Origin of the sequence: Algoriphagus limi, from assembly GCF_024919275.1 — a bacterium.
Classification (GTDB): domain Bacteria; phylum Bacteroidota; class Bacteroidia; order Cytophagales; family Cyclobacteriaceae; genus Algoriphagus; species Algoriphagus limi.
On the sequence record NZ_JANWGH010000001.1, the window covers coordinates 883730 to 908552 of the forward strand.

At 38.2% G+C, this 24823-nt stretch carries 25 protein-coding genes; 17 read left to right on the forward strand and 8 right to left on the reverse strand.

Annotation, left to right across the window (positions count from 1 at the left end):
• Nucleotides 1–2 precede the first annotated feature (2 nt).
• The 3 genes from NY014_RS03895 to NY014_RS03905 all read left to right on the forward strand — a co-directional run bounded on the left by NY014_RS03895 (nt 3) and on the right by NY014_RS03905 (nt 4910).
• Nucleotides 3–1385 carry an amidohydrolase family protein gene (locus tag NY014_RS03895; protein ID WP_259413223.1) on the forward strand — a complete coding sequence of 461 codons (1383 nt, stop codon included), beginning with the start codon at nt 3–5 and terminating at the stop codon, nt 1383–1385.
• A gap of 18 nt (nt 1386–1403) precedes the next feature.
• Nucleotides 1404–2705 carry an amidohydrolase family protein gene (locus NY014_RS03900; RefSeq protein ID WP_259413224.1) on the forward strand — a complete coding sequence of 434 codons (1302 nt, stop codon included), beginning with the start codon at nt 1404–1406 and terminating at the stop codon, nt 2703–2705.
• Between the two features lie 102 nt (nt 2706–2807).
• Nucleotides 2808–4910, forward strand: coding sequence for a M28 family peptidase (locus tag NY014_RS03905; RefSeq protein WP_259413225.1), 2103 nt, complete (start codon nt 2808–2810; stop codon nt 4908–4910).
• A 32-nt stretch (nt 4911–4942) separates the two neighbouring features.
• Here the strand turns inward: NY014_RS03905 and NY014_RS03910 are convergent, their stop codons facing one another.
• Entirely contained in the window at nt 4943–5854 is a 912-nt protein-coding gene (locus tag NY014_RS03910; RefSeq protein ID WP_259413226.1) for a helix-turn-helix transcriptional regulator, read from the reverse strand.
• A 130-nt stretch (nt 5855–5984) separates the two neighbouring features.
• On the opposite strand from NY014_RS03910, the gene NY014_RS03915 reads away from it, so the two are divergent.
• Entirely contained in the window at nt 5985–7568 is a 1584-nt protein-coding gene (locus NY014_RS03915; RefSeq protein WP_259413227.1) for an ArnT family glycosyltransferase, read from the forward strand.
• A 21-nt stretch (nt 7569–7589) separates the two neighbouring features.
• On the opposite strand, the gene NY014_RS03920 is transcribed toward NY014_RS03915, so the two are convergent.
• Entirely contained in the window at nt 7590–8096 is a 507-nt protein-coding gene (locus NY014_RS03920) for a hypothetical protein (RefSeq protein WP_259413228.1), read from the reverse strand.
• Nucleotides 8097–8241: 145 nt separating this feature from the next.
• On the opposite strand from NY014_RS03920, the gene NY014_RS03925 reads away from it, so the two are divergent.
• The 5 genes from NY014_RS03925 to NY014_RS03945 all read left to right on the forward strand — a co-directional run bounded on the left by NY014_RS03925 (nt 8242) and on the right by NY014_RS03945 (nt 12420).
• Nucleotides 8242–8562 carry a YbjQ family protein gene (locus NY014_RS03925; RefSeq protein ID WP_259413229.1) on the forward strand — a complete coding sequence of 107 codons (321 nt, stop codon included), beginning with the start codon at nt 8242–8244 and terminating at the stop codon, nt 8560–8562.
• 106 nt (nt 8563–8668) lie between these two features.
• Nucleotides 8669–9571: a bile acid:sodium symporter family protein gene (locus NY014_RS03930; protein WP_259413230.1), complete on the forward strand. Its 903-nt coding sequence runs from the start codon at nt 8669–8671 to the stop codon at nt 9569–9571.
• Entirely contained in the window at nt 9568–10569 is a 1002-nt protein-coding gene (locus tag NY014_RS03935) for a 1-acyl-sn-glycerol-3-phosphate acyltransferase (RefSeq protein ID WP_259413231.1), read from the forward strand. Before NY014_RS03930 ends, NY014_RS03935 begins: the two co-directional genes overlap by 4 nt.
• Before the next feature lie 76 nt (nt 10570–10645).
• A complete protein-coding gene (hppD, locus tag NY014_RS03940; RefSeq protein WP_259413232.1) occupies nt 10646–11740 on the forward strand; it encodes a 4-hydroxyphenylpyruvate dioxygenase in 1095 nt (364 codons plus the stop codon).
• Nucleotides 11741–11835: 95 nt separating this feature from the next.
• Nucleotides 11836–12420: a DUF502 domain-containing protein gene (locus NY014_RS03945; RefSeq protein ID WP_259413233.1), complete on the forward strand. Its 585-nt coding sequence runs from the start codon at nt 11836–11838 to the stop codon at nt 12418–12420.
• Nucleotides 12421–12432: 12 nt separating this feature from the next.
• On the opposite strand, the gene NY014_RS03950 is transcribed toward NY014_RS03945, so the two are convergent.
• Entirely contained in the window at nt 12433–13182 is a 750-nt protein-coding gene (locus tag NY014_RS03950) for a hypothetical protein (protein WP_259413234.1), read from the reverse strand.
• A gap of 164 nt (nt 13183–13346) precedes the next feature.
• On the opposite strand from NY014_RS03950, the gene NY014_RS03955 reads away from it, so the two are divergent.
• Complete coding sequence (locus tag NY014_RS03955) at nt 13347–15077, forward strand: phospho-sugar mutase (protein ID WP_259413235.1); 1731 nt, start codon at nt 13347–13349, stop codon at nt 15075–15077.
• A gap of 71 nt (nt 15078–15148) precedes the next feature.
• Here NY014_RS03955 and NY014_RS03960 read toward each other — a convergent pair whose 3' ends face one another.
• Complete coding sequence (locus NY014_RS03960; protein ID WP_259413236.1) at nt 15149–16096, reverse strand: succinylglutamate desuccinylase/aspartoacylase family protein; 948 nt, start codon at nt 16094–16096, stop codon at nt 15149–15151.
• 67 nt (nt 16097–16163) lie between these two features.
• Between NY014_RS03960 and murB the strand changes: the two genes are divergently transcribed.
• The gene (gene murB, locus NY014_RS03965; RefSeq protein ID WP_259413237.1) at nt 16164–17177 is read left to right on the forward strand and encodes a UDP-N-acetylmuramate dehydrogenase; all 1014 of its coding nucleotides are present in this window, start codon (nt 16164–16166) and stop codon (nt 17175–17177) included.
• Here murB and NY014_RS03970 read toward each other — a convergent pair.
• Nucleotides 17174–17656, reverse strand: a complete 483-nt coding sequence (locus tag NY014_RS03970) for a deoxycytidylate deaminase (protein WP_259413238.1) — start codon at nt 17654–17656, stop codon at nt 17174–17176. The two genes, murB and NY014_RS03970, sit on opposite strands and share 4 nt — an antisense overlap.
• A 126-nt stretch (nt 17657–17782) precedes the next feature.
• Here NY014_RS03970 and NY014_RS03975 point away from each other — a divergent pair, with 126 nt between their 5' ends.
• From NY014_RS03975 to NY014_RS04000, 6 genes are all read left to right on the forward strand, one after another.
• On the forward strand, nt 17783–18358 hold the full coding sequence (locus NY014_RS03975) for a DUF4136 domain-containing protein (RefSeq protein ID WP_259413239.1): 576 nt from the start codon (nt 17783–17785) through the stop codon (nt 18356–18358).
• 332 nt (nt 18359–18690) lie between these two features.
• Complete coding sequence (locus tag NY014_RS03980) at nt 18691–19056, forward strand: response regulator (protein WP_259413240.1); 366 nt, start codon at nt 18691–18693, stop codon at nt 19054–19056.
• Between the two features lie 58 nt (nt 19057–19114).
• Nucleotides 19115–19594, forward strand: coding sequence for a hypothetical protein (locus NY014_RS03985; protein WP_259413241.1), 480 nt, complete (start codon nt 19115–19117; stop codon nt 19592–19594).
• A 54-nt stretch (nt 19595–19648) separates the two neighbouring features.
• Entirely contained in the window at nt 19649–19825 is a 177-nt protein-coding gene (locus NY014_RS03990) for a hypothetical protein (RefSeq protein ID WP_259413242.1), read from the forward strand.
• 84 nt (nt 19826–19909) lie between these two features.
• The gene (locus NY014_RS03995) at nt 19910–20056 is read left to right on the forward strand and encodes a hypothetical protein (RefSeq protein ID WP_202615334.1); all 147 of its coding nucleotides are present in this window, start codon (nt 19910–19912) and stop codon (nt 20054–20056) included.
• Nucleotides 20057–20094: 38 nt separating this feature from the next.
• Nucleotides 20095–20535 carry a DUF6526 family protein gene (locus NY014_RS04000; RefSeq protein WP_259413243.1) on the forward strand — a complete coding sequence of 147 codons (441 nt, stop codon included), beginning with the start codon at nt 20095–20097 and terminating at the stop codon, nt 20533–20535.
• Here NY014_RS04000 and NY014_RS04005 read toward each other — a convergent pair.
• The 3 genes from NY014_RS04005 to NY014_RS04015 all read right to left on the reverse strand — a co-directional run bounded on the left by NY014_RS04005 (nt 20532) and on the right by NY014_RS04015 (nt 24725).
• Nucleotides 20532–21629 (reverse strand): glycerate kinase, encoded by a 1098-nt coding sequence (locus NY014_RS04005; RefSeq protein ID WP_259413244.1) that lies wholly within the window; start codon nt 21627–21629, stop codon nt 20532–20534. The genes NY014_RS04000 and NY014_RS04005 overlap by 4 nt on opposite strands.
• A complete protein-coding gene (locus tag NY014_RS04010) occupies nt 21626–22981 on the reverse strand; it encodes an alanine/glycine:cation symporter family protein (RefSeq protein ID WP_259413245.1) in 1356 nt (451 codons plus the stop codon). The genes NY014_RS04005 and NY014_RS04010 overlap by 4 nt, the downstream gene beginning before the upstream one ends.
• Nucleotides 22982–23117: 136 nt before the next feature.
• On the reverse strand, nt 23118–24725 hold the full coding sequence (locus tag NY014_RS04015) for a beta-N-acetylhexosaminidase (RefSeq protein ID WP_259413246.1): 1608 nt from the start codon (nt 24723–24725) through the stop codon (nt 23118–23120).
• Nucleotides 24726–24823: the final 98 nt, after the last annotated feature.

The following is a 24823-nucleotide window of genomic DNA, read 5'->3' on the forward strand; positions in this document are numbered from 1 at the left end:
ATATGAAAAAGAGACATATATTTCTAGCCCTGCTGTTGAGTTTGAGTTTGAATTTCTCTTGGGCTCAAACCCCAAAAGGAAGTGTTCTAATTAAGAATGGAACAGTTCTGACAGTAACCAACGGCACCTATGAAAACACAGACGTCCTTATTCAGGACGGAATAATTAAAAAGATTGGGCAAAATCTTAGCGCCCCTTCTGGAGTTACTACCATCGATGCCACAGGTAAATATGTAATGCCAGGAATTATCGATGCACACTCTCACGTTGCACTTGATGTTGTAAATGAGGCGACTTCTCCAATCGTTGCTGAAGTACGCATGAAGGATGTGGTAAATCCCTTTGAAATTGGAATTTATCGTGCCCTAGCAGGTGGTGTTACAATTTCACATGCAATGCATGGCTCTGCCAATGTCGTTGGTGGCCAAAACGCTACCTTAAAGCACCGATGGGGAATGGATGATCCTGCTGAAATTATCATGCAAGACGCCCCAAGAACAATCAAGTTTGCATTGGGTGAAAATCCAACTCGTGTTCATGGTAGAGGAAACGGTCAGCAGCCACGTTCACGGATGGGTGTGGAAGCCATCTTAAGAAATGGATTTAACGAAGCTCTTCAATACAAGAAGGCTTGGGAAGATTACAATAAGGCTAAATCTCAAAAAGGAAGCACTGCAATAGCTCCTATTTACAATGAGCGTCTACAAACTTTGGCTGATATTCTAGATGGAAAAATCATCATCCATTGTCACTCTTACCGAGCTGACGAAATCTACATGCTAATTAATGTAGCTAGAGATTTTGGCATCAAGAAACTTGTATTCCAGCACACCAATGAAGGATTCAAAGTAGCACCAGAAATCGCAGAATACACCATGGGTGCTTCTGTATTTGCAGACTGGTGGGCTTATAAATTCGAGGTGTACTATTCAACTGCATTTAATGCAGCAATCCTTCAAAAGAACGGAGCAATCACTTCCATCAATTCTGACTCTGCTGAATTAATCCGTCACTTGTACCATGAAGCTGCTAAAACTCAGCGTTATGGAGGATTGACAGATGAAGAAGCTTTGGCAATGATTACTATCAATCCTGCTAAGCAATTGGGAATTGAAGATAAGGTTGGTTCTCTAGAAGAAGGAAAACAAGGAGACGTAGTGATTTTTGAAGGACATCCTCTTTCATCCTATGCTATTCCTCAAATGACTTTCGTAGATGGTATCAAATACTTTGATATTAAGGAAGATGCTGATGATCAGCGTCAGCGTATTAGCCCTACCGAAGCGGTTGAGCCAATCTTGTTGAGCGAAGAAGATCATAGATGTATGCAGGACACTGAGCATCTGTTTGAAACTGCTAGTGCACTCTTCCAAATGAATCAATAATCCCCAAATAAAGAAGTTATGAAAAGATTCAATAAAACCTTTTTGACCTTCCTAATCGCGCTCATGCCATTATTGTCTTGGGCGCAGATCGATGGGGAATTCATTAAACCCCAAGGAGGAAAGTTCCTGTTGCAAAATGCAACAGTTCATACCATCACAAACGGTGTATTAACCAATACATCAATCTTGATTGAAGATGGAAAGATTGCCCAATTGGGAAGCAACATCTCTGCTTCTGATGCAGAAGTGATTGACTGTAGCGGATTGGTAATTTATCCGGGTATGATTGATGGAGGCACCACTCTTGGTTTGGTAGAAGTTAATTCCGTCCCTGAAACAGTCGATTACCAGGAAATCGGAAATGTGACTCCAAACATGCAGGCACTTACCGCTGTCAATCCTAATACAGAAGCAATTCCTGTAACAAGAGTCTCTGGGGTGACTACTACCCTTGCGGTTCCTCAAGGTGGTTTATTCCCTGGAACTGCCGCCTTGATCAATTTGGTGGGATATACTCCTGACCAAATGTATGCTGGATTTAAAGCGGTAGTGATGAATTTCCCAAATTCCGCAAGAAGAGGTCGATGGGATCGACGTTCTGATGAGGATATCAAAAAGGACAATGAAAAAGCCCTTAAGGAAGCCAATGAATTATGGGAAAAGGCTAAATCATATAATGAGTTAATCAGTAAAGGAGCAGAATTGGATTACTACCCTGAAATTGCTCAATTGGCTAAAGTCGTTTCTGGAGAACTTCCATTGATGATCGAAGTAAATGCTGCTTCAGATATTCAAAATGCGATCAAATGGGTAGCTGATAAGGATGCCAAAGTGATTTTCTCAGGAGTCAAAGAAGGATGGAGAGTAGCTGATGAAATAGCAAAAGCAAACATCCCGGTGATCACGGGCCCTGTACAGGATCTTCCTTCCCGTGCATCAGACAGATATGATGCAGCTTATTCCAATGCTGGTAAAATGGCAAATGCTGGCGTGAAGGTTGCTTTACGTACCAATGATTCTGAAAATGTGAGAAACTTACCTTTCCACGCTGCCTTTGCTGCAGCTTATGGAATGGGTAAAGAAGAAGCTTGGAAAGCGGTAACGATTAACCCAGCCGAAATCTTCGGATTGCAGGATCAATTAGGTTCAGTAGAAACAGGCAAAGTTGCAAACCTAATCGTTGCTACCGAGGATCCATTCGAAACAAGAGCTCAAATCATGCATGTCTTTATCAATGGTTTCCGAATTCCTTTGAGCAACCGACATATCCGCTTGTATCAGGAGTTCTTGGATAGAAGTCCTGGCCTAAAAAGCAATTGATTAAAACTCTAATAAAAAACCACAAGCTCTGAGATAATTGGGCTTGTGGTTTTTTCTTTGTATCCCATTCTATTTATTAGGAATTATTTCAATCCCAGCCATATGAAAATTCATTTAAGACTCCTTTTTCTATCAATCCTTTCCATCTCAACATTCAACAATGGTATTTTCGCTCAGGATGGCTTTTTTGCCAAAAGCATTGAAAAGGAAAAATCAATTGAAGCCAAATTTTTAGAATCGGTGGATTATGACCGATTCAAGGTCCATTTGCAAGAGCTTACCAAAAATCCGCACATTGCTGGCACACCAGAAAACGAATTGGTTCAGCAATACATGAAGAAAATCATGGAAGATGCGGGGATGGAGGTTAAGCTTTATCCTTATGATGTCTATTTGCCAAATAACCCTGGGAAATCTGAATTGGAAATCATTTCGCCAGTTAGAATGAGACTTTCTCAACAGGAAAAGATTCTAGAAGAAGACCCTTTTAGCTCAGATAAAAGATTACATCTTGGTTTTAATGCTTATTCAGGAAGCGGAAATGTAACAGCTGAGGTCGTATATGCTAATTATGGCCGAAGAGAAGACTTCCAAAAATTAGCTGAAATGGGTGTGGATTTAAAAGGTAAAGTTGTTATTGCCCGATATGGGGGAAATTTCCGTGGATTTAAAGCAAAATTCGCGGAACAGTACGGAGCAATTGGTTTGGTTGTTTACACCGATCCAAAAGACAATGGCTATACCAAGGGTGAAGTTTATCCAAACGGACCTTATTATAATGAAACGACTATCCAAAGAGGCTCTATGCTAACCTTAGACTGGACGGGTGACCCTTTGACTCCCTATGAGCCTGCACTTCCTTTGGATGATCCAAATTCACCGGAAAGACTTGATCCTAAAGATGTAGATTTTCACACCATTCCAGTCACTCCTATAGGATATGGTGCGGCTCAGGAAATCCTTTCCCGAATGAAAGGACAAGCTGTACCAGAGGATTGGCAGGGAGGTTTACCATTTGATTACAAAATCGAAGGAGGGCCTGAATTGAAGGTCCGAGTTATGGTGGAACAGCCGGTTGACTATATCCGAGCCAATAATGTCATCGGAACTTTCAAAGGTGCCAAATATCCAGATGAGTGGATCATTTTAGGATCTCACTTTGACGCTTGGAGCTTTGGTGCTACCGATCCTAATTCAGGAACTGCCATGTTGTTGACCTTAGTCGAAGCCTTAGGAAAATTGGCAAAACAAGGGATTCAACCTGATCGATCCATCTTAATCGGACATTGGGACGCGGAAGAGCAAGGTGTGATTGGTTCTACCGAATGGGTTGAGCACCTTCGGGATGAACTTAAAGCAAAAGCAGTAGCGTATATGAATTTTGACGGTGGAGTATCGGGCAGGAATTTCGGTGCTTCTGCGGCTCCTACCCTGAAAAAACTCATAATCGATGCTTCTCAGGAAATCATGTATCCAGATTCTGCTAAAACAGTTTTTGAAGTTTGGGCTGGGAAAAATAAAGAACCACGAATCGGAAATCTTGGTGGCGGATCAGATCACATCGCCTTCTACATGCACGTGGGTGTACCTAGTTTAAGTGGAGGTGCTGGTGGAACTACTGCATACCATTCCAATTATGACAACTTCAACTATTACAGCAAGTTTGTAGATCCAAGTTTCAAAATGGGTGGAGCTGTTGCTCAACTCTTTGGATTAGTGACCCTAAGAATGGCAAACTCTGAAGTCATTCCTTATGATGTACCCCGATATGCACAAGATTTAAAAGGTCACTTTGAACAAGCTGTTGAAAATGTGAAAGAAATTGATCCTGGATTTCAGGATTTTGACTTGGTTAAATCTGCCCTAGTCAAATTGGAAAATAGCTCAAAAACTTATCAGGAAGCATTAAATAATGCCATGGCGAAAGGTAAGCTTTCAAAGAAAAAAATCACTAAAGTCAACAAAGGTTTGATTGATTTGGAAAAAAGCTGGATTGATCCGAAAGGCATGTATTATGGTGATTGGTACAAATCCCTTTACGTTTGCAATGATCCATTTTCAGGATATGCATCCTGGATTTTGCCAGGTATTCAATATGAAGTAGCAATCAATCGTACTGAGAAATTGGAAGAATGGGATGAGCGATATGCAGCAGCTATATTAGATCTTAGTTCCAAAATTGATAAGATCAGCAAAATGCTCTAAAAACAAATGCCGGTGAAAATCACCGGCATTTTTTAATAATTCACCTTTGAAAGTTGAGCAGCTAAATATTCCTTCATTTCCTCTCCCCGTTCAACGCGAATTTCACCGGGAAGCCCCAAAATAAACCTCCCCAAACCTGGAAGTTGAGGAATATCCCCTTCAAAATAGTAGTGGTTTCTATTTTCAACCTTCATAAAAGGTCTGGCATTAGGATGTTCCTCAAGCATCAATTGATAGGCCTTTTTGCTCAATTTTAAGCGGACATGAAATCGCTTCTTGCCGGTATATCCAAAAAAGGATTCTTCAGGTACTTGATGGAGTTTTTCATGTTTCCAGTCATCTTTCGAAACAACGACCTCTCCTATTCGCTCAATCTTAAAAACTTTCATGGAATTACTCTCAGGCTCAAATCCATGAATGAATTCATAATTTTTTGAAAAAGCGACAGGCTCAATCAAACGATCACTGACTGAATCACTATGAAGCGAATAATATTCTTTCAACCAAATTTGCTTCTGATCTTCAATGGCTTTTCCAATTTGATCGATAAACCGTCCCAGATTCGCTTTGAATAACTCATCGGTTCCTTCTCTCAATTCAGATCGTAATTGAAGTTTCTGCAAAATGGAATCCTTCAAAAGATTTTTCTTCCCCTTTGATTCAATTATCTCTTTCAACCATTGGCTTTCTTCCGCAGAAAAAGTGGCATAATTCAAGGTATCCAAAGAACCCGGAAATTCAGCCAATTTGTATTTGCTAAATTCTTTCTCTACTCGAAAACCCAAAGCTTCCAAAAGTTTGAAATAGCGATAAATTGTCCGTGCATCTGTCTCCAAAAGTTCTGCCAAGCGATGAACGGTTTTACCCACATTCCCACGCAGAAGATTGATCAATTTGAAAACACGAAGGATTTTTTGCTGTTCGATTTTCCCGGATTGCGCCATTTTGAAAAAGATTTATGAAACCCAAAGATACTTTTTTGATCAAAGCTGTTGACTATTTTGTCACATATTGTCAAAATTAATTCCGGTTTCAAAAATTCAAACTTCTTGAAATCCTTTATTTTTGTTCGGAATGGAAACAAAACTCCAAGTACCAGCACTTCATTTTTCGAATAGTCAAATCATTGGCTTTAGCTGGTTGTTTCTTTTACTGTATTGGCTTTTCGGGTACGATGGGATCACCTTTAGCGATGATGTCTATTATTTATTGGCTGGAAGGGATTTTTGGAATGGTAATTTAGAAGTTAATGATTATCATTTTTCGAGTCGTTGGGGAGCTTATATTCCATCAGGATTGATTACTCATATTTTCGGACTAAATCCCCATTTAGCCTCCTTAGTTTCTTTATTCTACTACCTTCTCTCCTATTTCCTGCTCGGTACTTTATTCAACAATAATAGTGAGCGTCTGATTTTTTCGCTTTGGTTTATTACTCCAGTGTATTTTCTTCATTTTATTTCAAAAGTTTATCCAGACACTTTATTGGTTTTATGTGTATCTGTCATTTTCTGGAGTTCTTTCCATCGAAATGAAAGGCCAGTATTAAGTGGCTTACTAATGAGTCTCGGCTTTATTATTGGTATTTTGACGAAAGAAACCATCATCCTTTTAGGCTTATTTCCGATTGCTTTATTTCTCTTGGACTTAAGATTGAAGCTATTCAACTTCAAATTCTATTTAAGCTTAGTTCTTGTTGGAACCTTTCTTTTGGTTCTTTATCTCGGTTATTTTTGGGTCAAGTTTGACGATCCATTTTTCAGAATCCAATCTGTCAATGCAGGTCATTACATTTCTGAATTCACCTACGCAGACAAGGGTTGGTTAAAGATAGTTGAGCGAATTACCTATTTACCAATATTGACTTTTGTAGAAAGAGCCTATTGGCCTTGGATAGTATTTTCCTTACCTGCCATTGCGATTGGTATTAAGACTAGGCAAAAAGGATATTTAGAATATGGGTTAGGGGTCCTTTGCCTTTTGATAGGCTTTTGGTTTATGAGTTCTACACTAGAAATCTATAACCCTATTTATCTGAATCCCCGACATCTCATCATTCTAATCCCACCATTAGCATACCTTATAGGCAAAGGCTGGAATGACTGGCGGAATTCTAAGTCATGGAAAAATATTCTAAACGGATTAATAGTCTTTGGAGTAATCATTAGCCTTTTCCAAAATGACTGGAAAATGGCACTCTTTCAAATTGGATTTTTTGCACCCATATGGATTTCCAATTCAATAATAAATTTCTCGTTTTTAGCAGTCCTTTTGATTTCACCAGCCCTTTACTCCATCCATTATCAAAAGCAATTAAAAACCTATTCATATCTAGTTGATACTTTAAACATAGAATCACATATTCCTGAAAAGCAATCTATTATACTCACAAATAACTTTATTGATTTTAGTAAAGAAGTCCTTCTTCCAGAAGATGAAGAGGCTCAGAGCTTACTTTTGCCCATTGAAAAAGTAGATAGCTTAAAGTTAAATCCTCCAAGAAAAATTCGAGTTTTGATTTACGAATATTACCAACATGCTTATCCTCAGGAAGAGGAAGATATTCGAAAACTAGAGGCGTGGCTAAAGTCTAATTATCGCCAAGTAAATGAACTAGCGGAAGGTCAAGTTTGGGTCAGATATTTTGAAAAAAATTAAATCAGGCTTGTTGATTGAGAATCAAAAATGCTTTCTATCCAAAATCTCCTTTAGCACAATTGCCTGCTTTATTGAACTCTTGTTTTTCAGCAATTGAGCGTATGGATTAGCTTTTGATTTGGAAGAATATTGATCGAAACGCTCTACCTCAGTCTTTGGAATATCAGGAATACCTTCTGAAGTCTTAACCTTTTTAGGATCTACATTTTCAAAAGCTCCTTTGTAATATTGAATTTCGTCATCGTTTTCCTCGAGAGACTTGTAAACAGTACGTTCTGCTTTTTGTGATCTGACAGGTTCAAATTGAGGTCTTGGCTTTGGCTTTTCGATTGGTTTTGGAGTTGAGGTTCCTCTTTGGGCATCACGAATTTCACGCAATAAATCCTCAAAAGTCACCCCTTTTTCAGGTGTAGGATTTCCTTCATTGGACGGAGCTCCGGATTCCTCAACATTTTTTTTCCCTTTAGTTACCTGATATATAAAATAGGCAATGATTGCCAGGATGTAAATTACATTTCCTAAATCCATGACTCAAGATAGTTTATTTTCTTATTAGCTAAATAGCCTTTCTTCTTTTTGTTGATTAATTAAATTTCCATGTCTAATCCCCATTCTGTAACCAAATTCTACAAATAGCGTCTTATCTTGAGATTCAAACCATAAAATTTACACTATGCTAATTACTACAACCAATTCGCTTGAAGGACACAAAATCGTAAGTTACCTGGGAATCGTTTCAGGTGAGACAATTATAGGAGCGAATGTTTTTAAGGATTTTTTCGCAAGTATCACAGACATTGTCGGGGGCCGATCCTCTGCATATGAGCGAGTTCTTCGAGAAGCCAAAGCAACTGCAATGACTGAAATGGAAATGCAAGCTCGTAGTTTTGGCGCAAATGCCATCGTCGGAATTGATTTAGACTATGAAACCATCCGAGACGGAATGCTGATGGTAACTGCTAGTGGAACTGCTGTCAAAGTAGAGAAAATATAGAAAATCGAATCTTAGGCTCTGAATTCAGAGCCTATTTTTTTAAAGGCTTTCTTTAATCCTCCCATGAAATTTTGCTTTTATCCAAAATCCCTAGATTTTTGGATTAATGACATCACCTCATGAACTGGACTCTGTCCGCTTAAATTTCTCTCCAGACGACCTACTAGTGCTGAATTTAGCTTTAGCATTTATTATGTATGGAGTAGCTTTAGATTTAAGGGTTAAGGATTTCAATTATTTGGTAAAACATCCCAAACCCTTCTTTTTAGGAATTTTAGCCCAGTTTATTTTTCTTCCATTGGTCACTTATGGACTTGTTTTACTAATGAAGCCTCCTCCTTCAGTGGCCTTAGGAATGTTCTTAGTAGCAGCTTGCCCCGGAGGCAATGTATCTAATTTCTTATCGAATTTAGCAAAAGGAAATACTGCTTTATCAGTCAGTTTGACGGGGTTTTCTACTTTAGCTTCAATGGTTTTGACCCCCTTAAACTTCGCTTTATGGGCAAGTTTTTATACACCTACTCAAGAATTGTTACGTGAAATTAGCTTAGACTTTTATGAGGTTTTTATAACCGTAGTTTTGATTTTGGGAATTCCCTTAACGCTAGGAATTATTACAAGATCAGCTGCGCCGTCTTTTGCGGATAAAGCGAAAAAAATACTACAACCTTTGAGCATTTTAATTTTTGCCAGTTTTGTGGTCGTAGCTTTCGCTGGCAATTTTGATTTATTCATTCAATACATTGCCTTGATTTTTGGATGGGTACTAGCACATAATGCGGTAGCATTAGGAACTGGCCTATTAACAGGAGTTATAGGAAAACTTCCACTTCCAGATGTGAAAACATTAAGTATTGAAACTGGAATTCAAAACTCCGGTTTGGGGCTGGTATTGATTTTCACTTATTTTGACGGACTTGGAGGAATGGCCATTATCACCGCTTTATGGGGTATTTGGCACTTGGTATCAGGAATGGGTATCGCAGTATTTTGGAGAAAATTCCGATGAAAAACTTATTTAACGGCATTTTAAGGATTCTGGTAAAAATTGCACTTCACCTTTTTTACCGAAAAATCTATGTAAGTGGAAAAGAAAACATTCCTAAGAATGTACCCATCATTCTTGTAGCGAATCACCAAAATGCACTGATTGATCCATTACTTATTGCTACCCATACTAGACTTAATCCATGGTTTCTAACCAGAGCTTCCGTTTTTAAAAATCCAATTGTTGCAAAAATCCTGCACTTTATCCGAATGCTTCCAGTATATCGGGTCAGAGATGGATTTTCTACCATCACCCAAAACCAAAAAACATTTGAGGCAACATTTGATGTGCTAAAAAGAAATGGAACTGTTGTGATTTTTGCAGAAGGTAGTCATAGCCACAACCGATATGTAAGGCCTTTAAGCAAAGGTTTTACAAGAATGGCTTTTGGTCTAAAAGAAAAGTATCCTGACTTAGAACCTGTAATTTTGCCTACGGCCTTAGAATTCAGTGCCCATAAGAATTCCGGATCAATTGTCAGAATAACCTTCGTAAAGCCCATACCCGTTGACATGCCTCCTGCACAATCGGGACAATTAACCAAGAAAGTAGAGAGGACATTGAAATCCATGGTTGTGGAAATTCCTGAGGAAAACTACAATCAAAACCTTGGAAAGTTACTGAATGCTGGTGTCGATGTGACATCAAAAGAAGCTGTTGATCGATTTTTTGAAAAGGGTGAAATCGAGGAAAAAGTAGATATACCTTCTGGACTTCCGAACAAGGTGATGAAGATCTTTCATTTCCCTTTGTATTGGATATGGTTAGGGATTAAACCAAAAATTGATGACCATGTGTTCTATTCCACCTTTAAGTTCTTAATTGGTTTTTTCTTGGCTCCCATTTGGTATTTCATTCTATGGTTAGCGATTTTAGAAAGTAGTTGGGGATCATGGGCTTTGACCTTTTTCATCATGGGAATCATTGGCCTTTTTTGGAACAAAAACCCTCAAGAATAGGAGGTTTCTACCAAATATTATTTGGACAGAATTCTTAACTTTGAGGAAAAGAATAATAACCCAAAATATATAACTCATGAGTGAAGATTTCCTACCAATAAACGGTACAGACTACATTGAACTTTATGTAGGTAATGCCAAGCAATCTGCACTGTTTTATCAATATGCCTTCGGATTTGAATTGATAGCGTATGCAGGCCCTGAAACAGGTGTTCGGGATCGTGCTTCTTATGTTTTGAAGCAAGGTAAAATCAGATTAGTCCTTACCTCTCCCCTTCAATCCAACCATCCTATTTCTGAGCATATTCAGAAACATGGTGATGGTGTAAAAGTCTTGGCGCTTTGGGTGGATGATGCTGCCAAGTCATGGTACGAAACCACATCAAGAGGTGCTGAATCAGCAGGTGAACCTACCGTCATCTCTGATGAAAACGGAGAGGTAAAAGTTGCCTCAATCAAGACATATGGAGATACAATTCACACATTCGTTGAACGCAAAAACTACAATGGAGTATTTCTTCCAGGCTATATTCCACGCTCAAGTACTTACCAATCTACTTCCATAGGTCTTAAATATATTGACCACTGCGTAGGAAATGTAGAGTTGGGAGAAATGAACAAATGGGTAGAATTCTATGAAAATGTCATGGGATTCAAATTATTGATCACTTTTGATGATCAGGATATTTCCACAGAATATTCGGCTTTGATGTCCAAGGTAGTTTCCAATGGAAATGGCTATATCAAATTTCCAATAAACGAACCTGCTGAAGGAAAGAAGAAGTCGCAAATCGAAGAGTATTTGGATTTCTATAACGGTGCTGGAGTTCAACACATGGCGATTGCGACGGATGATATTATTCATACTGTCAGTGAACTTCGCAAACGAGGAGTTGAATTCTTGGAAGTACCCGGAACTTACTACGACGACTTATTTGAGCGAGTAGGTGAAATAGATGAGGATATTCAGCCTTTGAAAGATTTAAATATTCTGGTGGATAGGGATGATGAAGGATACTTACTTCAAATTTTCACCAAACCGCTTCAAGACAGACCAACCTTATTCATCGAAATTATTCAGCGGAAAGGAGCTACTTCTTTTGGAAAGGGTAATTTTAAGGCTTTGTTTGAGGCAATTGAACGAGAACAAGCCCTAAGAGGAAATCTTTAAAATAAATTGTAACGATACATTAAAAGCTGTCCAATTGGGCAGCTTTTTTATTTTTCATAAATAAAGTTTCGCTAGCTTTCTAAAAAGAAAAAGCCATGAAGAAGTTTGTTTCACAGATTTTTACCGGAGGAATATTTTTCATAATCCCATTTGTCATAGTTATCATAGTATTTGAAAAGCTTATTCAAATACTCAAACCCATCAGCGCGAAATTAGGAGCCCTATTATCCATAGAGCATTATCTATTAGATGTCCCTTACTTCTTTTCCATTTTGCTCATTATTCTTATCTGTTTCATAGCAGGGTTAATCGCAAAACTCGGAGTGGGCAAAAGAATGGTGAACTGGATAGAATCAAATATCTTAACCTTATTTCCAGGTTATCAATTGATCAAAAACACCTATGAGACCAAACTAGGTTTGGATCAAAGTGAAAATTTTCCAGTCGTACTTGCACCAATTGACGGATGGATGTTTGCTTTCTTGGTTGAAGAATTAGATGAGAAACATTCACTAGTTTTTGTTCCATCTTCACCTGACAGTTGGAGTGGAAATATGGTGATTTTTGAAAAATCAAAACTTAAAAAAACAAGTCTCCAAAAGGCTGATTTGATCAAAATGAATCGCAGACTTGGAATAGATTCAATGGGGGTTTTGGAAGGAAAGATTGATTTAAGCTGATAAAAAATGATTTCAGTTAAAATCAAACCACAAAACCAATGTGGCTTTTTCGAGAGAATCATCACCATTCAAAGACTGAGAATTAGGTGTTTCCTCAATGGGTTTAGTGGATTGATCAACGGATTTTTTTTCAAACTTCATCGAATCTGAATCTTCCAATAAAAGATCAACTGGTTTCGACTCGGGAGTTACTTTTAGCTGAACGGTTTCAAACTCCAAAACCACGTAATCAATATCATTGCTAAGAATTGGTAATTCTTCCACCTCTTCAGATTGAGGATAAGCTATAGTTTTTTCGCTTTGTTTCTCGCCAGTCCAACGTAAGCCCGTCAATTGAGATTTAGAAAATTGAAAGGAAATTGAAGAAGGGTCACTATTCTCAGTTACCAATGATTCCATCTTCAACCTTCCCGAAGCATGAATGGTCCACACTTGATGCTTTTCATCATTGGATGTGAAAATCTGAACATCTCCATTCTTCAACCTTTTCCATCTCGAACTCCCTTGATCAGAAAGTTTTTCTTGAGAAAAATAGATCACATTCATCCCAATTTTCACTTTTTCCAAAATCCCACTGGACTTTGAAAAAACGTAAAGATGCTCCCCTGCACGAACCTGAAAATCGATTGTCGACTCCCTGATGACTACTGATGATACATTTTCCTCAATTGATTTAGAGAAATCATTTTCTAAAAACCCATTTTTGAAAGGAATAAAAAAAATGACTAATGGACTAAGCAGTCGAAATAAAGAAGCTAGCATAAACTCAAGGTGATTGAACTCAAATTTACTCAATAATCCTGAAGGAAGGAAAATATGTCATCAGAATGAGCCTAGATGATTTTTTTCAGGCTTTCATCACCCAATTTAGGCTAGCATTTTTTCACTTTTTCCATAAATTAGATATCTAAATAATTTTTGAACCAATGAGCGAAATAGACCCTAAAATTATGGTGCGAGCACAAGCCTGGCTCGAAGGTAATGTAGATGAAAATACTAAAAAGGCTATCCAAAAATTAATTGATGAAAATCCAACTGAACTGGTTGATTCATTTTATCAGGATTTGGAATTTGGCACTGGAGGTCTAAGAGGCCTGATGGGTGTTGGAACCAACCGCATGAATGTCTACACAGTTGGAATGGCTACTCAAGGCTTGGCGAATTACCTACATCAGTGCTTTCCAAATCAGGAAATAGCTATAGCTATAACTCATGATAGCCGTAACAACAACACATTGTTTGCCAAAACAACTGCAGATGTGTTCACAGCAAATGGAATTAAGGTTTACTACTTCCGTGAAATGCGACCTACTCCTATGCTTTCTTTTGCTGTTAGACACTTTGGATGCAAAAGTGGCGTCATGATTACTGCTTCCCATAATCCTAAAGAGTACAATGGTTATAAAGCTTATTGGGAAGATGGAGCCCAAGTCGTAGCTCCTCATGATAAAAACATTATAGCAGAAGTAAAGAAAATCACCTCTTTCGATCTGGTAAATTGGAATAAAAATGATGACTTGATTGAATATATTGAAGAGGACTTTGATCAAATTTACCTAGATCTGGTAAAAGGTCTAAGCTTAGAACCTGCGGCAATTCAGGCCCAAAAGGATATGTCCATTGTTTTTTCTCCCATTCATGGAGCTTCAGGAAAAATGGTGCCTGCTGCGTTAAGAAGCTTCGGCTTTGAAAATATTCATGTAGTCAAGGAGCAAGCCGAACCAGATGGAAATTTCCCAACTGTTATTTATCCAAATCCAGAAGAAGCAGAAGCTCTATCCATGTCTATTGATTTGGGCAAAAAAGTCAATGCGGATTTGATTTTGGCTTGTGACCCAGATGGAGATCGCTATGCAGCAGTAGTACCTAATGAATCTGGTGAATTTGAATTATTGAACGGGAATCAAACAGGCACGCTTCTATCCTTTTATCTATTGAGCAAATGGAAAGAAGCCGGAAAACTGGACGGCCATCAGTTCATGGTGAACACCATCGTTACCACAGAACTCATTAATCGCATTGCTGAAGGTTTTGGAGTACAATGCTTTAATGTTTTGACCGGCTTCAAAAACATTGCGGCTATTATTCGAGACCTCGAAGGTAAAGAAAAATTCATTGGAGGTGGCGAAGAGTCATATGGCTATTTAGTTGGAGATTTTGTTCGTGATAAAGATGGAGTAAGTGCTTGTGCTATGGTAGCAGAAGCTATTGCCTATTACAAAACCCAAGGGAAATCTGTCTTTGATGTATTGGCTGAAATCTACCATCAATTTGGCTTCTACAAAGAATCGTTGATTTCTGTCACCAAGAAAGGAAAAGATGGAGCCGAGCAAATTCAGGCATTAATGATGGATTTTAGACAAAATCCTCCAAAATCTATGAATGGAATTCCGGTGGCAAAAATCGTAGATGTCAAAGAGGGCACCATCTTAGATGTGAAATCAGGAGAAAAAGAACTCTTAGGGCTGGAGCATTCCAATGTGATGCAATTTTACCTAGAAGATGGAAGTAAAATTTCAGCAAGACCATCTGGGACCGAACCAAAGATCAAATATTATTTCTCCGTTAATGCACCATTAGAAAATATAAGTGATTATCGAAAAGTGGAAGGAGAATTAGTTCAGCGATTAGAAGATCTAAAACGCTATTTCTCTTAATTAGCATAATTCTAAAAGAAGAAAAGGCAGCATTTAGAAGTGCTGCCTTTTTTATTTCAATGAAAATCGAATTATCCCTCTTTACCTAGGTGAATCAATGCCTCTCCTACATTTATCACAGGTAGATTATTAATCCCGATTACATAGCCATTGGAAGGAGCTTTCACTGGAACTTTCACCTGACCATAGGGATCGGAAATCCGAGCTAAAACCTGACCCTTTTTAACATAATCTCCTAACTGAATTGAGGAGTTAAATATTCCTGAAGCCCTTGCTCGTATCCAACTGGACTCCTTCAAAATTATACTTTCTCTTTTTTCAGAAGCATATTCAATCATCCCAAAATGATGCAAGACTCGCTTGATTCCAGCTACACCCTCTTCAATCGCTTGATCATCTAGACGCATAGATTCTCCACCTTCAAAAACCAAAACATGTTTTCCAGCGCTTTGTGCAGCTTTACGGAAAGATTTGTCGATGACTTTTGAATTGACGATGTAATAAGTACCAAAAACCTCAGCCAGTTCTTTGGATTTTTTATCCTTGAAATCTACTCGAATTTGAGGTTGATTACTAAGCATCCTACCACCTGTGTGGAAATCAAACCCATAGTCGATTAGAGGAATGATCTGTTCATTAAGTATGTGTGCAATTTGACCAGCAAGAGACCCCTTTTTACTTCCGGGAAAACTTCGATTGAGGTCCCGACCATCAGGAAATGTCCTGCTATTGGACAAAAACCCATAAATATTCACTAAAGGAATGATAATGATGGTACCCTTTTGAAGCTCCAAGCCTGAATCTATCTCTTCCAAAATCCTTCGAGCTGTAACGATCCCGTTTATTTCGTCTCCATGAACTCCCCCACAAACCAAAATTACTGGCCCATCTTCTTTTGACGAACGAATGAAAATAGGAAGATCAATGAGGGTGTGACTTGGAAGCTTTGCTATCGGTAATTCAATATTTACTTTTTGACCAGGTCTGATTTTGGTACCATTAATGTTTATTTCCCTCATAGCTCGAAAAGCCTAAAATTTCAATTTCTTGCAAAACTTATTTCCTTTGCACTGCACAAAGTAGCCTATGAATATACAAGAAAACATTTCTTTAAAGTCTTACAATACCTTCGGCATTGACAAGAAAGCTAGATTTTTTACTGCTGTTGAATCCATAGAGGATTTACGTGAGGCTTTGGTATTTGCCAATCGAGAAAATATCCCAGTTATCATATTAGGCGGAGGTAGCAACATCCTCCTTACAAAAGACCAAGATGCTTTAATCATAAAAGTCGATTTAAAAGGAATTCAGGTATTGGAAGAAAATGAGGAATCCGTTTTGGTCGAAGTAGGTGCAGGTGAAGTTTGGCATGAATGGGTCCAATATGCCATCAATAAAAACTGGGGCGGATTAGAAAACCTATCGCTTATTCCTGGGACTGTAGGTGCATCCCCAATGCAAAATATCGGTGCTTATGGTGTGGAAATCCGTGATGTTTTCAAAAGCCTGAAAGCCTTGAATAGAAAGACGCTATTATTGGAAAGCTTTTCAGCAGAACAATGCGAGTTTGGATATAGGGAAAGCGTATTTAAACATAAACTGAAAGATCAATATGTTATCTGTTCGGTTACTTTCCGACTTTCAAAAAAGCCCAATTTTCATACGGAATATGGAGCCATTAAGGAAACTTTAAAGGAAATGAATGTTCCGGAAATTAATATTCAAGCAATTTCCCAAGCCGTTGTAAAAATCAGACAATCCAAACTTCCTGATCCAAAAGTAATCGGAAATGCAGGTTCTTTTTTCAAAAATCCCACTGTGGATTTGGAGGTTTATGAAAAAATAAAAGAGTCCTATCCTACCGTACCAGGTTATCCTCAAGAGAATGGAATAAAAGTTCCAGCAGGTTGGTTAATTGAGCAAGCCGGGTGGAAAGGATTCAAAAAAGGCCAAATTGGAGTGCATGACAAACAAGCACTTGTTCTGGTAAACTTTGGAGAGGGTGATGGGCAAGAAATCGCACAATTGGCTTCTGAAATCCAAAATTCTGTCAAAGAAAAGTTTGGAATTCAACTTAAACCGGAGGTGAATTTCCTTTAAATCAAAGGATCATGTACATCTACTTCTTTTGAGTAGCGATCAACAGTGACTCCAAATTTCCTTAGGAAATCAACCCCTTCATCACTTCCAATCCCTTTATATTCCGCATAGGAAAAAAGGTAAACGACCTTTGAGATTCCCATAGAAAAAATAATTCGGGCGCATGCCAAGCAAGGTGCCAAGGTTACATATAGGGTTGAACCCTCAACCGAAGTATTATTTTTAACTGCATAAAGAATGGCATTTTGCTCGGCATGAAGAGCTAGGGAGCAACTTCCCTTGCTATCTCTTGCACAGCCTTTTTCAGGAAACTCCACATCACAATTATGCGTACCTGCCGGTGGACCGTTATAACCAATCGAAATAATTCGAGTGTCCTTTGTCAATACAGCACCTACATGCTTTTTGATGCAATGAGACCGTTTGGCTAGGTTTACAGCCAATTCCATAAAAATATCATCAAAATCTGGTCGATTCATGTCGCGAATTTTGTTCAAAAATAGTATTTGACTTGAAGCATAAGAAAAAGAAAGCTGAAACCTTTAAAAAAATGTTTTAAAAGGTAAGGCTTTAAGTAAAAAGGTAAAAAAAAATTATTTTGAGGTATGAATTGGAGACTTTCATTTATTTGGGCTATTGCTATACTTTCTTTGGGCTTACAAGCATGTAGTAGTATTGAGGTTTTTAAAGAAAATTCTGAAATCCCTCTACGTAAAAATTATAAAAGCTTCGTGATTGTAAACCAAGAAGTAAACATGAGAGGTTTTTCCACTCAATTTTTAGATGCAAAAGTGCAAGATCGAATCCAGGAAGTTTTAGAATCGGAAGGTCTGGTATACGATAGAGTTAAGCCAGAACTCGTCATCCGCTACACCTCAAATGAAGATCCAAGACAACGAGAAGTAAATACCTTCAACAACCCCTATCCATTTTGGGGCTATCGAGTTTGGGATCCTTGGATGTATAATCCATACATGTATGATAATCGGCCACGTACCGACAATTATGAATTGGTACAGGTGATTATTGATTTCATTGATTCCGGAGAAGATAAGTTCTTGATGACACTCACGGGAGTTACTGAAGTTAGCAGTGCAAAGACTAAGGAAAAAAAGGTAATAAAGGCTACCGATAAAATTCTAGAAAGGTTTCTTCAGGAATCCCAATACAATCAAAATTAATTTCCTAGAGGTCAACTGTTTTTTTGACCCAATAACTATTTGTGTTTATAGGAAAAAGCTAAAAATTTCAAATTGAAAACATTTTTTGGTTTTCAACTTACCACCCGTCTACACGACTGAAAGAGCTTTAAAATTTACCTATTTTACCTATCTGTTACTTATTACTGTTCAAATCAAAAAGAAAAACCGTTTTAGAAGACCGGGAAAAGTATAAAATAGATGAATATTCACTAATTATTAAAAACTTATTTGGCAAATTATTTGTAGAGACAGGAAAGAGTTGTACTTTTGTATAACAATTATTGTATTTCAGTCTAAGATATTTGCATTTAATGTTGACAATCGTTCTCATAGATGATGACCCTATCAGCACCTTCGTGACTGAGAAGCTCATTTCAAAAAATGTGAAGGAGCCGTGCAAATTTTTTAAATATCAAAGTGCAAAAAAAGCATTGAATGAAATCTACGATATAAAGCCAAATTATCTCTTTTTAGACTTAAATATGCCAGAAATGACCGGATGGGATTTCTTGGATAATTTTGATACCGCAAAAAATGAGGCTGAAATATACATTCTCAGTAGCTCAGTTGATGAAAGAGATATTAATAAGGCAAGCAAATACCAGGTAGTAAAGGATTACCTTTCAAAGCCACTTATTAAAAAATACATTCAAAGCATCTTTCAACGGCCCAACTAGGGTCATTTTTATTTCAACCATTCTCTCTTTTTTCAGTTATTTGAGAAAAGAGAAAATCATGAAACCAATACATCCTGAATTGATAGCTGCAATTGAACGGACAGCTAAGAAATTGAAAGAAGGAGCCGCCTATCAATGGGGACATATGGGAGCATGCAACTGTGGGAACTTAGCCCAGGAATTGACTCCTTTTTCAAAAGCAGAAATTCATCGTTATGCAATGGAGCGTTCCGGGGATTGGAATGATCAAATTTTAGAGTTTTGTCCAAGTAGTGGGTACCCTCTGGATTTGGTTATCGAGCGAATGCTAGATTTTGGAGTCACCCTGGAGGATTTAAGACATTTGGAACGGCTTTCCTCGCCTGAAGTATTAGCTGTTATGCCTTTAAAACGAAGAAACTCCCTTTCTCACAACAAGAAAGATGATGTCATTTATTACCTCGAAACATGGGCAAAGATGCTTCGCGAGAAGTGGGAAAATCAGCAATCTGAAGTAAAAATTGATACATTGAAAAAAAATTCAATTTCGGTGCATTGAGCGAATTGAAATTTTAATTTAATTCGCACCATATCAACCTTTACCAAAAGAGCTATGGAAGATTTCGAAGATGATTTTGATGAAATGGACGATTTCGAAACAGAAGACGATTTCGACTCCGATTTCGAAGATGAGTACGATCTAGAAGAGGACTCCGAATTTATCGATGACAACATTCTAGATTTCGATGAGGATGAAGATCTTGAAGATGATTTTGAGGATGACTTTTAAATAAAGCTCGTATTAAATCAAAAGTTGTGAAAATCAACCTTTGGTTTTATCTTCGGGCGTTGAAAAATATTTAAATTCATACACATGATCTTGCTTGATATCTTCAGTTCCCCAATTGCGTCTGGCGCACAACTATTCTTATTGATTGTAGTCATTTTGATTGGTTTAGGTGCCGGTCTTTCAGCGATGGATGCGAGAAAAACATTCTCCAAAGGAAAAAAGAATCATTAATTAATATAAAGGAGGCTCGCCTCCTTTTTTTATGCCCTATGAAAAAGGATCAAAATTTTAAAAACCACGCAAGATATTTTCCATATCACCATTTTTTTCTCTTTCCACTTACACTAACATATTTTATCTGGACTATTATTGATCTGGATTTTGCTACCGCATCAGCAACTTCAGAAAGTATTAAATCCCTAATCCTTGCTTTGATTGTAATTAATCTACCTTTTCTCGCTAGGATTTATGCCCTCAAAAATCAAAATCGCATAATCTATGCTGAGATGCGAGCACGGTATGCTGAATTAACGGGAAAGCCATTTAAAGAACTTGAATCAAGACTGTCAGGAAGTCAAATCATTGCGCTTAGATTTGCATCTGATGAGGAGTTGCTTGTTTTGATCGATGAAAGCATCAAGAATAATTTGAATGGGAAGGAGATCAAAATGAAAATTAAAAACTGGAAAGGTGATTACCGGCGAGTTTAAATCCGAAGCTTTGTCGCTATCGTTTTTCTAAATTGATCTTTAGCTGTGTTTTTAAAATCGGGTTTGGAGAAATCCAAATCAGGAAGTTGGATAACTTTCTGAAATGCATAATTATTTGCTTCATTCCCTGAAGTGATAATTTCAATAGGCTTAGAATATTTATTAGCTAATTGAAGTAGTTCATAGCACCCTTTCCCTCCTAAAGATTGTCCATCAAACCTTCCCTCTCCTGTCAAAATCAATTCGGTATCAGCTATGGTTTTTTCCATTTTTACCTGATCAAAGAAAAAGGAAGCACCGAAATTTATCTGAATAGGAAAAAAGGCATTTACCCCCACGGCAATTCCTCCTGCAGCCCCAAAACCAGGCAGGTCCTTAAACTCCATTCTAGCTTTTGAGTAGAGTAAATCAACTGCCTTTTTAGCATCCTTTTCAAACCCTTTAGCTATATCCTCGCCCAATCCCTTTTGAGGTCCAAAGACTGCAATAGCGCCATTCTCACCGAAAAATGGATTATTCACATCACACAAAAATTGAAAGCTCAAATCAGGAATTTTTGGGGAGCGTTGGATATGGACTACCTTACTCAAAAGATGATCGGAAAAAGGCAAAATAGCTCTACCCAATTGATCCAAAAATTCAAAGCCAACGGCTTGAAGAACCCCTATTCCTAAATCAACACTAGCACTTCCTCCCAATCCTAGTACAACATTCTCTACACCATATTTTATGGAATCCTTAATAAGCATTCCTGTTCCAAATGTAGAAGCCACCCTAGGATTCAATTCATTTACTCCCAAATGAGTTATTCCACTGGCTGATGAAACATCCAAATAGATGGTCTTTTTGGCTTTATCCAGGCCATAATAAGTATAAATTGGTCTTCCAATAGCATCCAAAGACCAAGCACCGACTTTTTCTAGATCTAAATATTCTGTTAAGAGTTCGCATGTACCATCACCACCATCTCCAATTGGAATAGAAGTAATAGATGCAGCTGGATATTTTTTTTCAATAAATTCTGAAAGAATTCTAGCTGCTTCAGATGCACTCAGAGTTCCTTTGAAAGCATTGGGAGCAATTAGTACTTTCATCTCTGTTTAGACTCCATTCTAAAGAAATAATCTTTATAAGCAGCCTTAACTCTTGGAGCTAAATAAATAGTGGAAATCATGGTAGGTATAGCCATGACAGCATACATACCATCCACCAAACTAACTACCACTTCCAAGGAAGCAACAGCTCCAGCAACAATGGTGATCAGGTAGAAGTAATTATAAAAATCCGCTCTTTTAGCTCCAAATAGGTAATTGAAGCACTTATGGCCATAGTAAGAATAGGTAAACATGGTAGACAGAGCGAAAATCAATACCGCGGCCATTAACAGATACTTTCCTATTCCTGGTAAGGCAGACTCAAAAGCATTCAAGGTCAAGCGAACACCATCAGCTTCGGTAGATTGCCAAACACCCGTAACCATGATTACTAAAGCAGTGAGTGTACAAACTACAATAGTATCGATAAAAGGACCCAGCATCGCAATCAAACCTTCACGAATAGGTTCTCGGTTTTTAGAAGCTCCATGAACCATTGGGGCAGTACCAATTCCCGCTTCATTTGAAAATGCAGCTCTACGAGCACCCGTAATAATCACGGCACCCACAACTCCTCCAGCTGCTGCTTTTCCAGTAAATGCATCAGAGATAATCATCCAAAGCATTTCGGGAACTACTGTGAAATTTTTACCCACAATTATCAAAACAGTAATGAAGTACAAGGCAACCATAAATGGCACTAATTTGGAAGCTACCGCTGCAATCCGCTTAATCCCACCTAAAATCACAAATGCTACCAAGACCATCATCGAAACACCAATGATCCATCTTACAGATTCTGTAGATTCAATACCCACAGGTTCTAGCATTACTGCTCTAAATACGGCCGATAATTGATTTGCCTGAAAAATCGCTAAAAGACCTAAAACACCGGCAACTGAGAAAATGATGGATAAAAACTTAAATCGTTTTCCCATTCCTTCCTCTATTACATACATAGGACCACCTTGAACAACTCCAGCCGAATCTGTTCCTCGATACATAATTGCTAAGCTACAGCTGTAATATTTGGTGGCCATGCCAACGAAAGCAGACATCCACATCCAAAAAATTGCTCCCGGCCCGCCCATATTGATAGCAATAGCAACACCACTAATATTCCCCAGACCAACGGTAGCGGCAATAGCTGCTGAAAGTGCCTGGAAAGAAGTGATTTGACCTGGTGCCAAGTCATCATCATATTTTCCACGAAGAAGACTTATTGCATGGCCAATTTTTCGAAAAGGGACAAAACCCGAATGAAAAAGTAAAATCAATCCCCCTCCCATCAACAAAACAAGCATTGGTGTGCCCCAAATCCAATTCGCAAAAGTTACGATAATATCACCCATAAATAATCTGGTATTTCTTGTGGTTTAAGTTCTAAAATAAGCTGCCATAATAGCCCCAATTTATTCAAAAACCAATTTTAAACAGATTGGAAATGAAAAACCCGGACTTAAAATCCGGGTCTCATTAAGGTTTTTTTTACCAATTTACCTTCGAGGTCCGGTAAAAGTCTATCCCTTGATTTTCCCAGCTTTTTCCTAACTCCTTGATTCGAGCTTGGAAACTAACCCAATCTCTGGTACTGGCGGGTGACCAAGCAACTTCAGCTAATGCAGCAAGTCTAGGGAAAACAAGATATTCAATATCAGCTCTGTTCTCAACAGTCTCAGTCCAAAGCGGCGCTTCAACTCCAAAAATATCACTCTTAGAAATTCCAGAAGCGTAACTTGCCGGATCCCATAGATAAGCAGAATCCAACTCGATATAAGCTGCCCAATGGAGGCCGATTCTACTTGTAGAATCATATTGCATATCCAAATAGGCTTTTTTAGCGGGTGACATCAAGATTTTATTTCCCTGACCTACAGCCAAACCTGCATTCTCTTCATCAGCCCAGAATTGGGCTATATTTCCTGAAAGTAACTTTGCTGTAGCAATCTCATCCCAGCCAATACTGGTTTTTCCATATTTCTGAACGATTTCCTGCACCTTCTCCACAAACACCACATAATCGTCTTTTCTTGTCACATGAGACTCATCACCGCCAATATGGATATAAGGACCAGGAGTAATTTCGGACAATTCACGAACCACATCATCTATGAACTGGTAGGTCAAATCTAAATCAGTGTCAAAGGTGCTAAACCCTACTTCAGTTCCAGTGTACAATTCAGCTGGCTCCCGAATGATCATCTTGGATGAAAAATCTATTTCCGAACCATGAACAGGCTTATTTACTGTACTTAAATCTCCATCTGGCAAATTGATTCCAGGATTTAACTCTCCATAAGAGGCCAAAGCTGCATTAGTATGCCCCGGCATGTCGATCTCTGGTACGATAGTAATGAAACGCTCTGCAGCATATCTAACTATTTCCTGGTAATCCTCCTGTGTAAAGAATCCACTTTCTCCACCTCCCACTTCAGTGCTACCACCGATTTCAGTCAATCTTGGCCAAGATTTTATTTCAATTCTCCATCCCTGATCGTCGGTCAAATGCAAATGGAAATGATTTAGCTTCAAATGAGCCATTTGATCAATAAAATGCTTGACATCTTCCATACCTATAAAATGTCTAGCTACATCCAACATAGCTCCACGATAGCCATATTCAGGTGAATCAGTAATAGAACCTGTTGGCGCTAACCAAGCCACGGACTTCCTTTCATTGGAAAGAATCTCTGCTGGAAATACCTGCAAGAGAGTTTGAACTCCATAGAAAATCCCAGCTGGAGAATTTGCCGTGATTTTGACTTGTTCCTTTTCAATTTCAAGTTGGTAGGATTCATCGGAAGGATTATTTCCTGTCAATTCAAAAACAAGATTTCCAGTTTCAGCGACTTGAATATCAAATCCTGTTGATTGGCTTACCTGATCGGCAAAATAGGTGGCAATAGGTGAAAGACTTGCTTGATCTCCTACCAATTGGATAGCAGAAGAACTCATTAATTCAAAAGTACCATTTGAAGAAGAGACTTGGCTGGGAATAGGAATAATTCCTCGATCTTCTAAAGCTGGACCCGATGGCTGACAACTGTAGATGAAAGAGGAAAAGATTAGGGCGATAATTACATTAAACTTTTTCATAGACAAATAAATAAGGGGACATAAACTTACTCTATTTTTTTTCAAATGTTGCCCCCATTTAAATATTTCTTTAAAAATGCAGTCTAATAAAATGACAT

Coding starts and splice junctions, on each gene's coding strand:
- NY014_RS03930 (WP_259413230.1), top strand. CDS start 8,669: ATGACATCACCTCATGAACTGGACTCTGTCCGCTTAAATTTCTCTCCA.
- NY014_RS03895 (WP_259413223.1), top strand. CDS start 3: ATGAAAAAGAGACATATATTTCTAGCCCTGCTGTTGAGTTTGAGTTTG.
- NY014_RS03975 (WP_259413239.1), top strand. CDS start 17,783: ATGAATTGGAGACTTTCATTTATTTGGGCTATTGCTATACTTTCTTTG.
- NY014_RS03955 (WP_259413235.1), top strand. CDS start 13,347: ATGAGCGAAATAGACCCTAAAATTATGGTGCGAGCACAAGCCTGGCTC.
- NY014_RS03995 (WP_202615334.1), top strand. CDS start 19,910: ATGATCTTGCTTGATATCTTCAGTTCCCCAATTGCGTCTGGCGCACAA.
- NY014_RS03915 (WP_259413227.1), top strand. CDS start 5,985: ATGGAAACAAAACTCCAAGTACCAGCACTTCATTTTTCGAATAGTCAA.
- NY014_RS03900 (WP_259413224.1), top strand. CDS start 1,404: ATGAAAAGATTCAATAAAACCTTTTTGACCTTCCTAATCGCGCTCATG.
- NY014_RS03920 (WP_259413228.1), bottom strand. CDS start 8,096: ATGGATTTAGGAAATGTAATTTACATCCTGGCAATCATTGCCTATTTT.
- NY014_RS04000 (WP_259413243.1), top strand. CDS start 20,095: ATGAAAAAGGATCAAAATTTTAAAAACCACGCAAGATATTTTCCATAT.
- NY014_RS03960 (WP_259413236.1), bottom strand. CDS start 16,096: ATGAGGGAAATAAACATTAATGGTACCAAAATCAGACCTGGTCAAAAA.
- NY014_RS04005 (WP_259413244.1), bottom strand. CDS start 21,629: ATGAAAGTACTAATTGCTCCCAATGCTTTCAAAGGAACTCTGAGTGCA.
- NY014_RS03905 (WP_259413225.1), top strand. CDS start 2,808: ATGAAAATTCATTTAAGACTCCTTTTTCTATCAATCCTTTCCATCTCA.
- NY014_RS03950 (WP_259413234.1), bottom strand. CDS start 13,182: ATGCTAGCTTCTTTATTTCGACTGCTTAGTCCATTAGTCATTTTTTTT.
- NY014_RS03970 (WP_259413238.1), bottom strand. CDS start 17,656: ATGAATCGACCAGATTTTGATGATATTTTTATGGAATTGGCTGTAAAC.
- NY014_RS03990 (WP_259413242.1), top strand. CDS start 19,649: ATGGAAGATTTCGAAGATGATTTTGATGAAATGGACGATTTCGAAACA.
- NY014_RS04010 (WP_259413245.1), bottom strand. CDS start 22,981: ATGGGTGATATTATCGTAACTTTTGCGAATTGGATTTGGGGCACACCA.
- NY014_RS03935 (WP_259413231.1), top strand. CDS start 9,568: ATGAAAAACTTATTTAACGGCATTTTAAGGATTCTGGTAAAAATTGCA.
- hppD (WP_259413232.1), top strand. CDS start 10,646: ATGAGTGAAGATTTCCTACCAATAAACGGTACAGACTACATTGAACTT.
- NY014_RS03985 (WP_259413241.1), top strand. CDS start 19,115: ATGAAACCAATACATCCTGAATTGATAGCTGCAATTGAACGGACAGCT.
- NY014_RS03910 (WP_259413226.1), bottom strand. CDS start 5,854: ATGGCGCAATCCGGGAAAATCGAACAGCAAAAAATCCTTCGTGTTTTC.
- NY014_RS03945 (WP_259413233.1), top strand. CDS start 11,836: ATGAAGAAGTTTGTTTCACAGATTTTTACCGGAGGAATATTTTTCATA.
- NY014_RS04015 (WP_259413246.1), bottom strand. CDS start 24,725: ATGAAAAAGTTTAATGTAATTATCGCCCTAATCTTTTCCTCTTTCATC.
- NY014_RS03980 (WP_259413240.1), top strand. CDS start 18,691: ATGTTGACAATCGTTCTCATAGATGATGACCCTATCAGCACCTTCGTG.
- NY014_RS03925 (WP_259413229.1), top strand. CDS start 8,242: ATGCTAATTACTACAACCAATTCGCTTGAAGGACACAAAATCGTAAGT.
- murB (WP_259413237.1), top strand. CDS start 16,164: ATGAATATACAAGAAAACATTTCTTTAAAGTCTTACAATACCTTCGGC.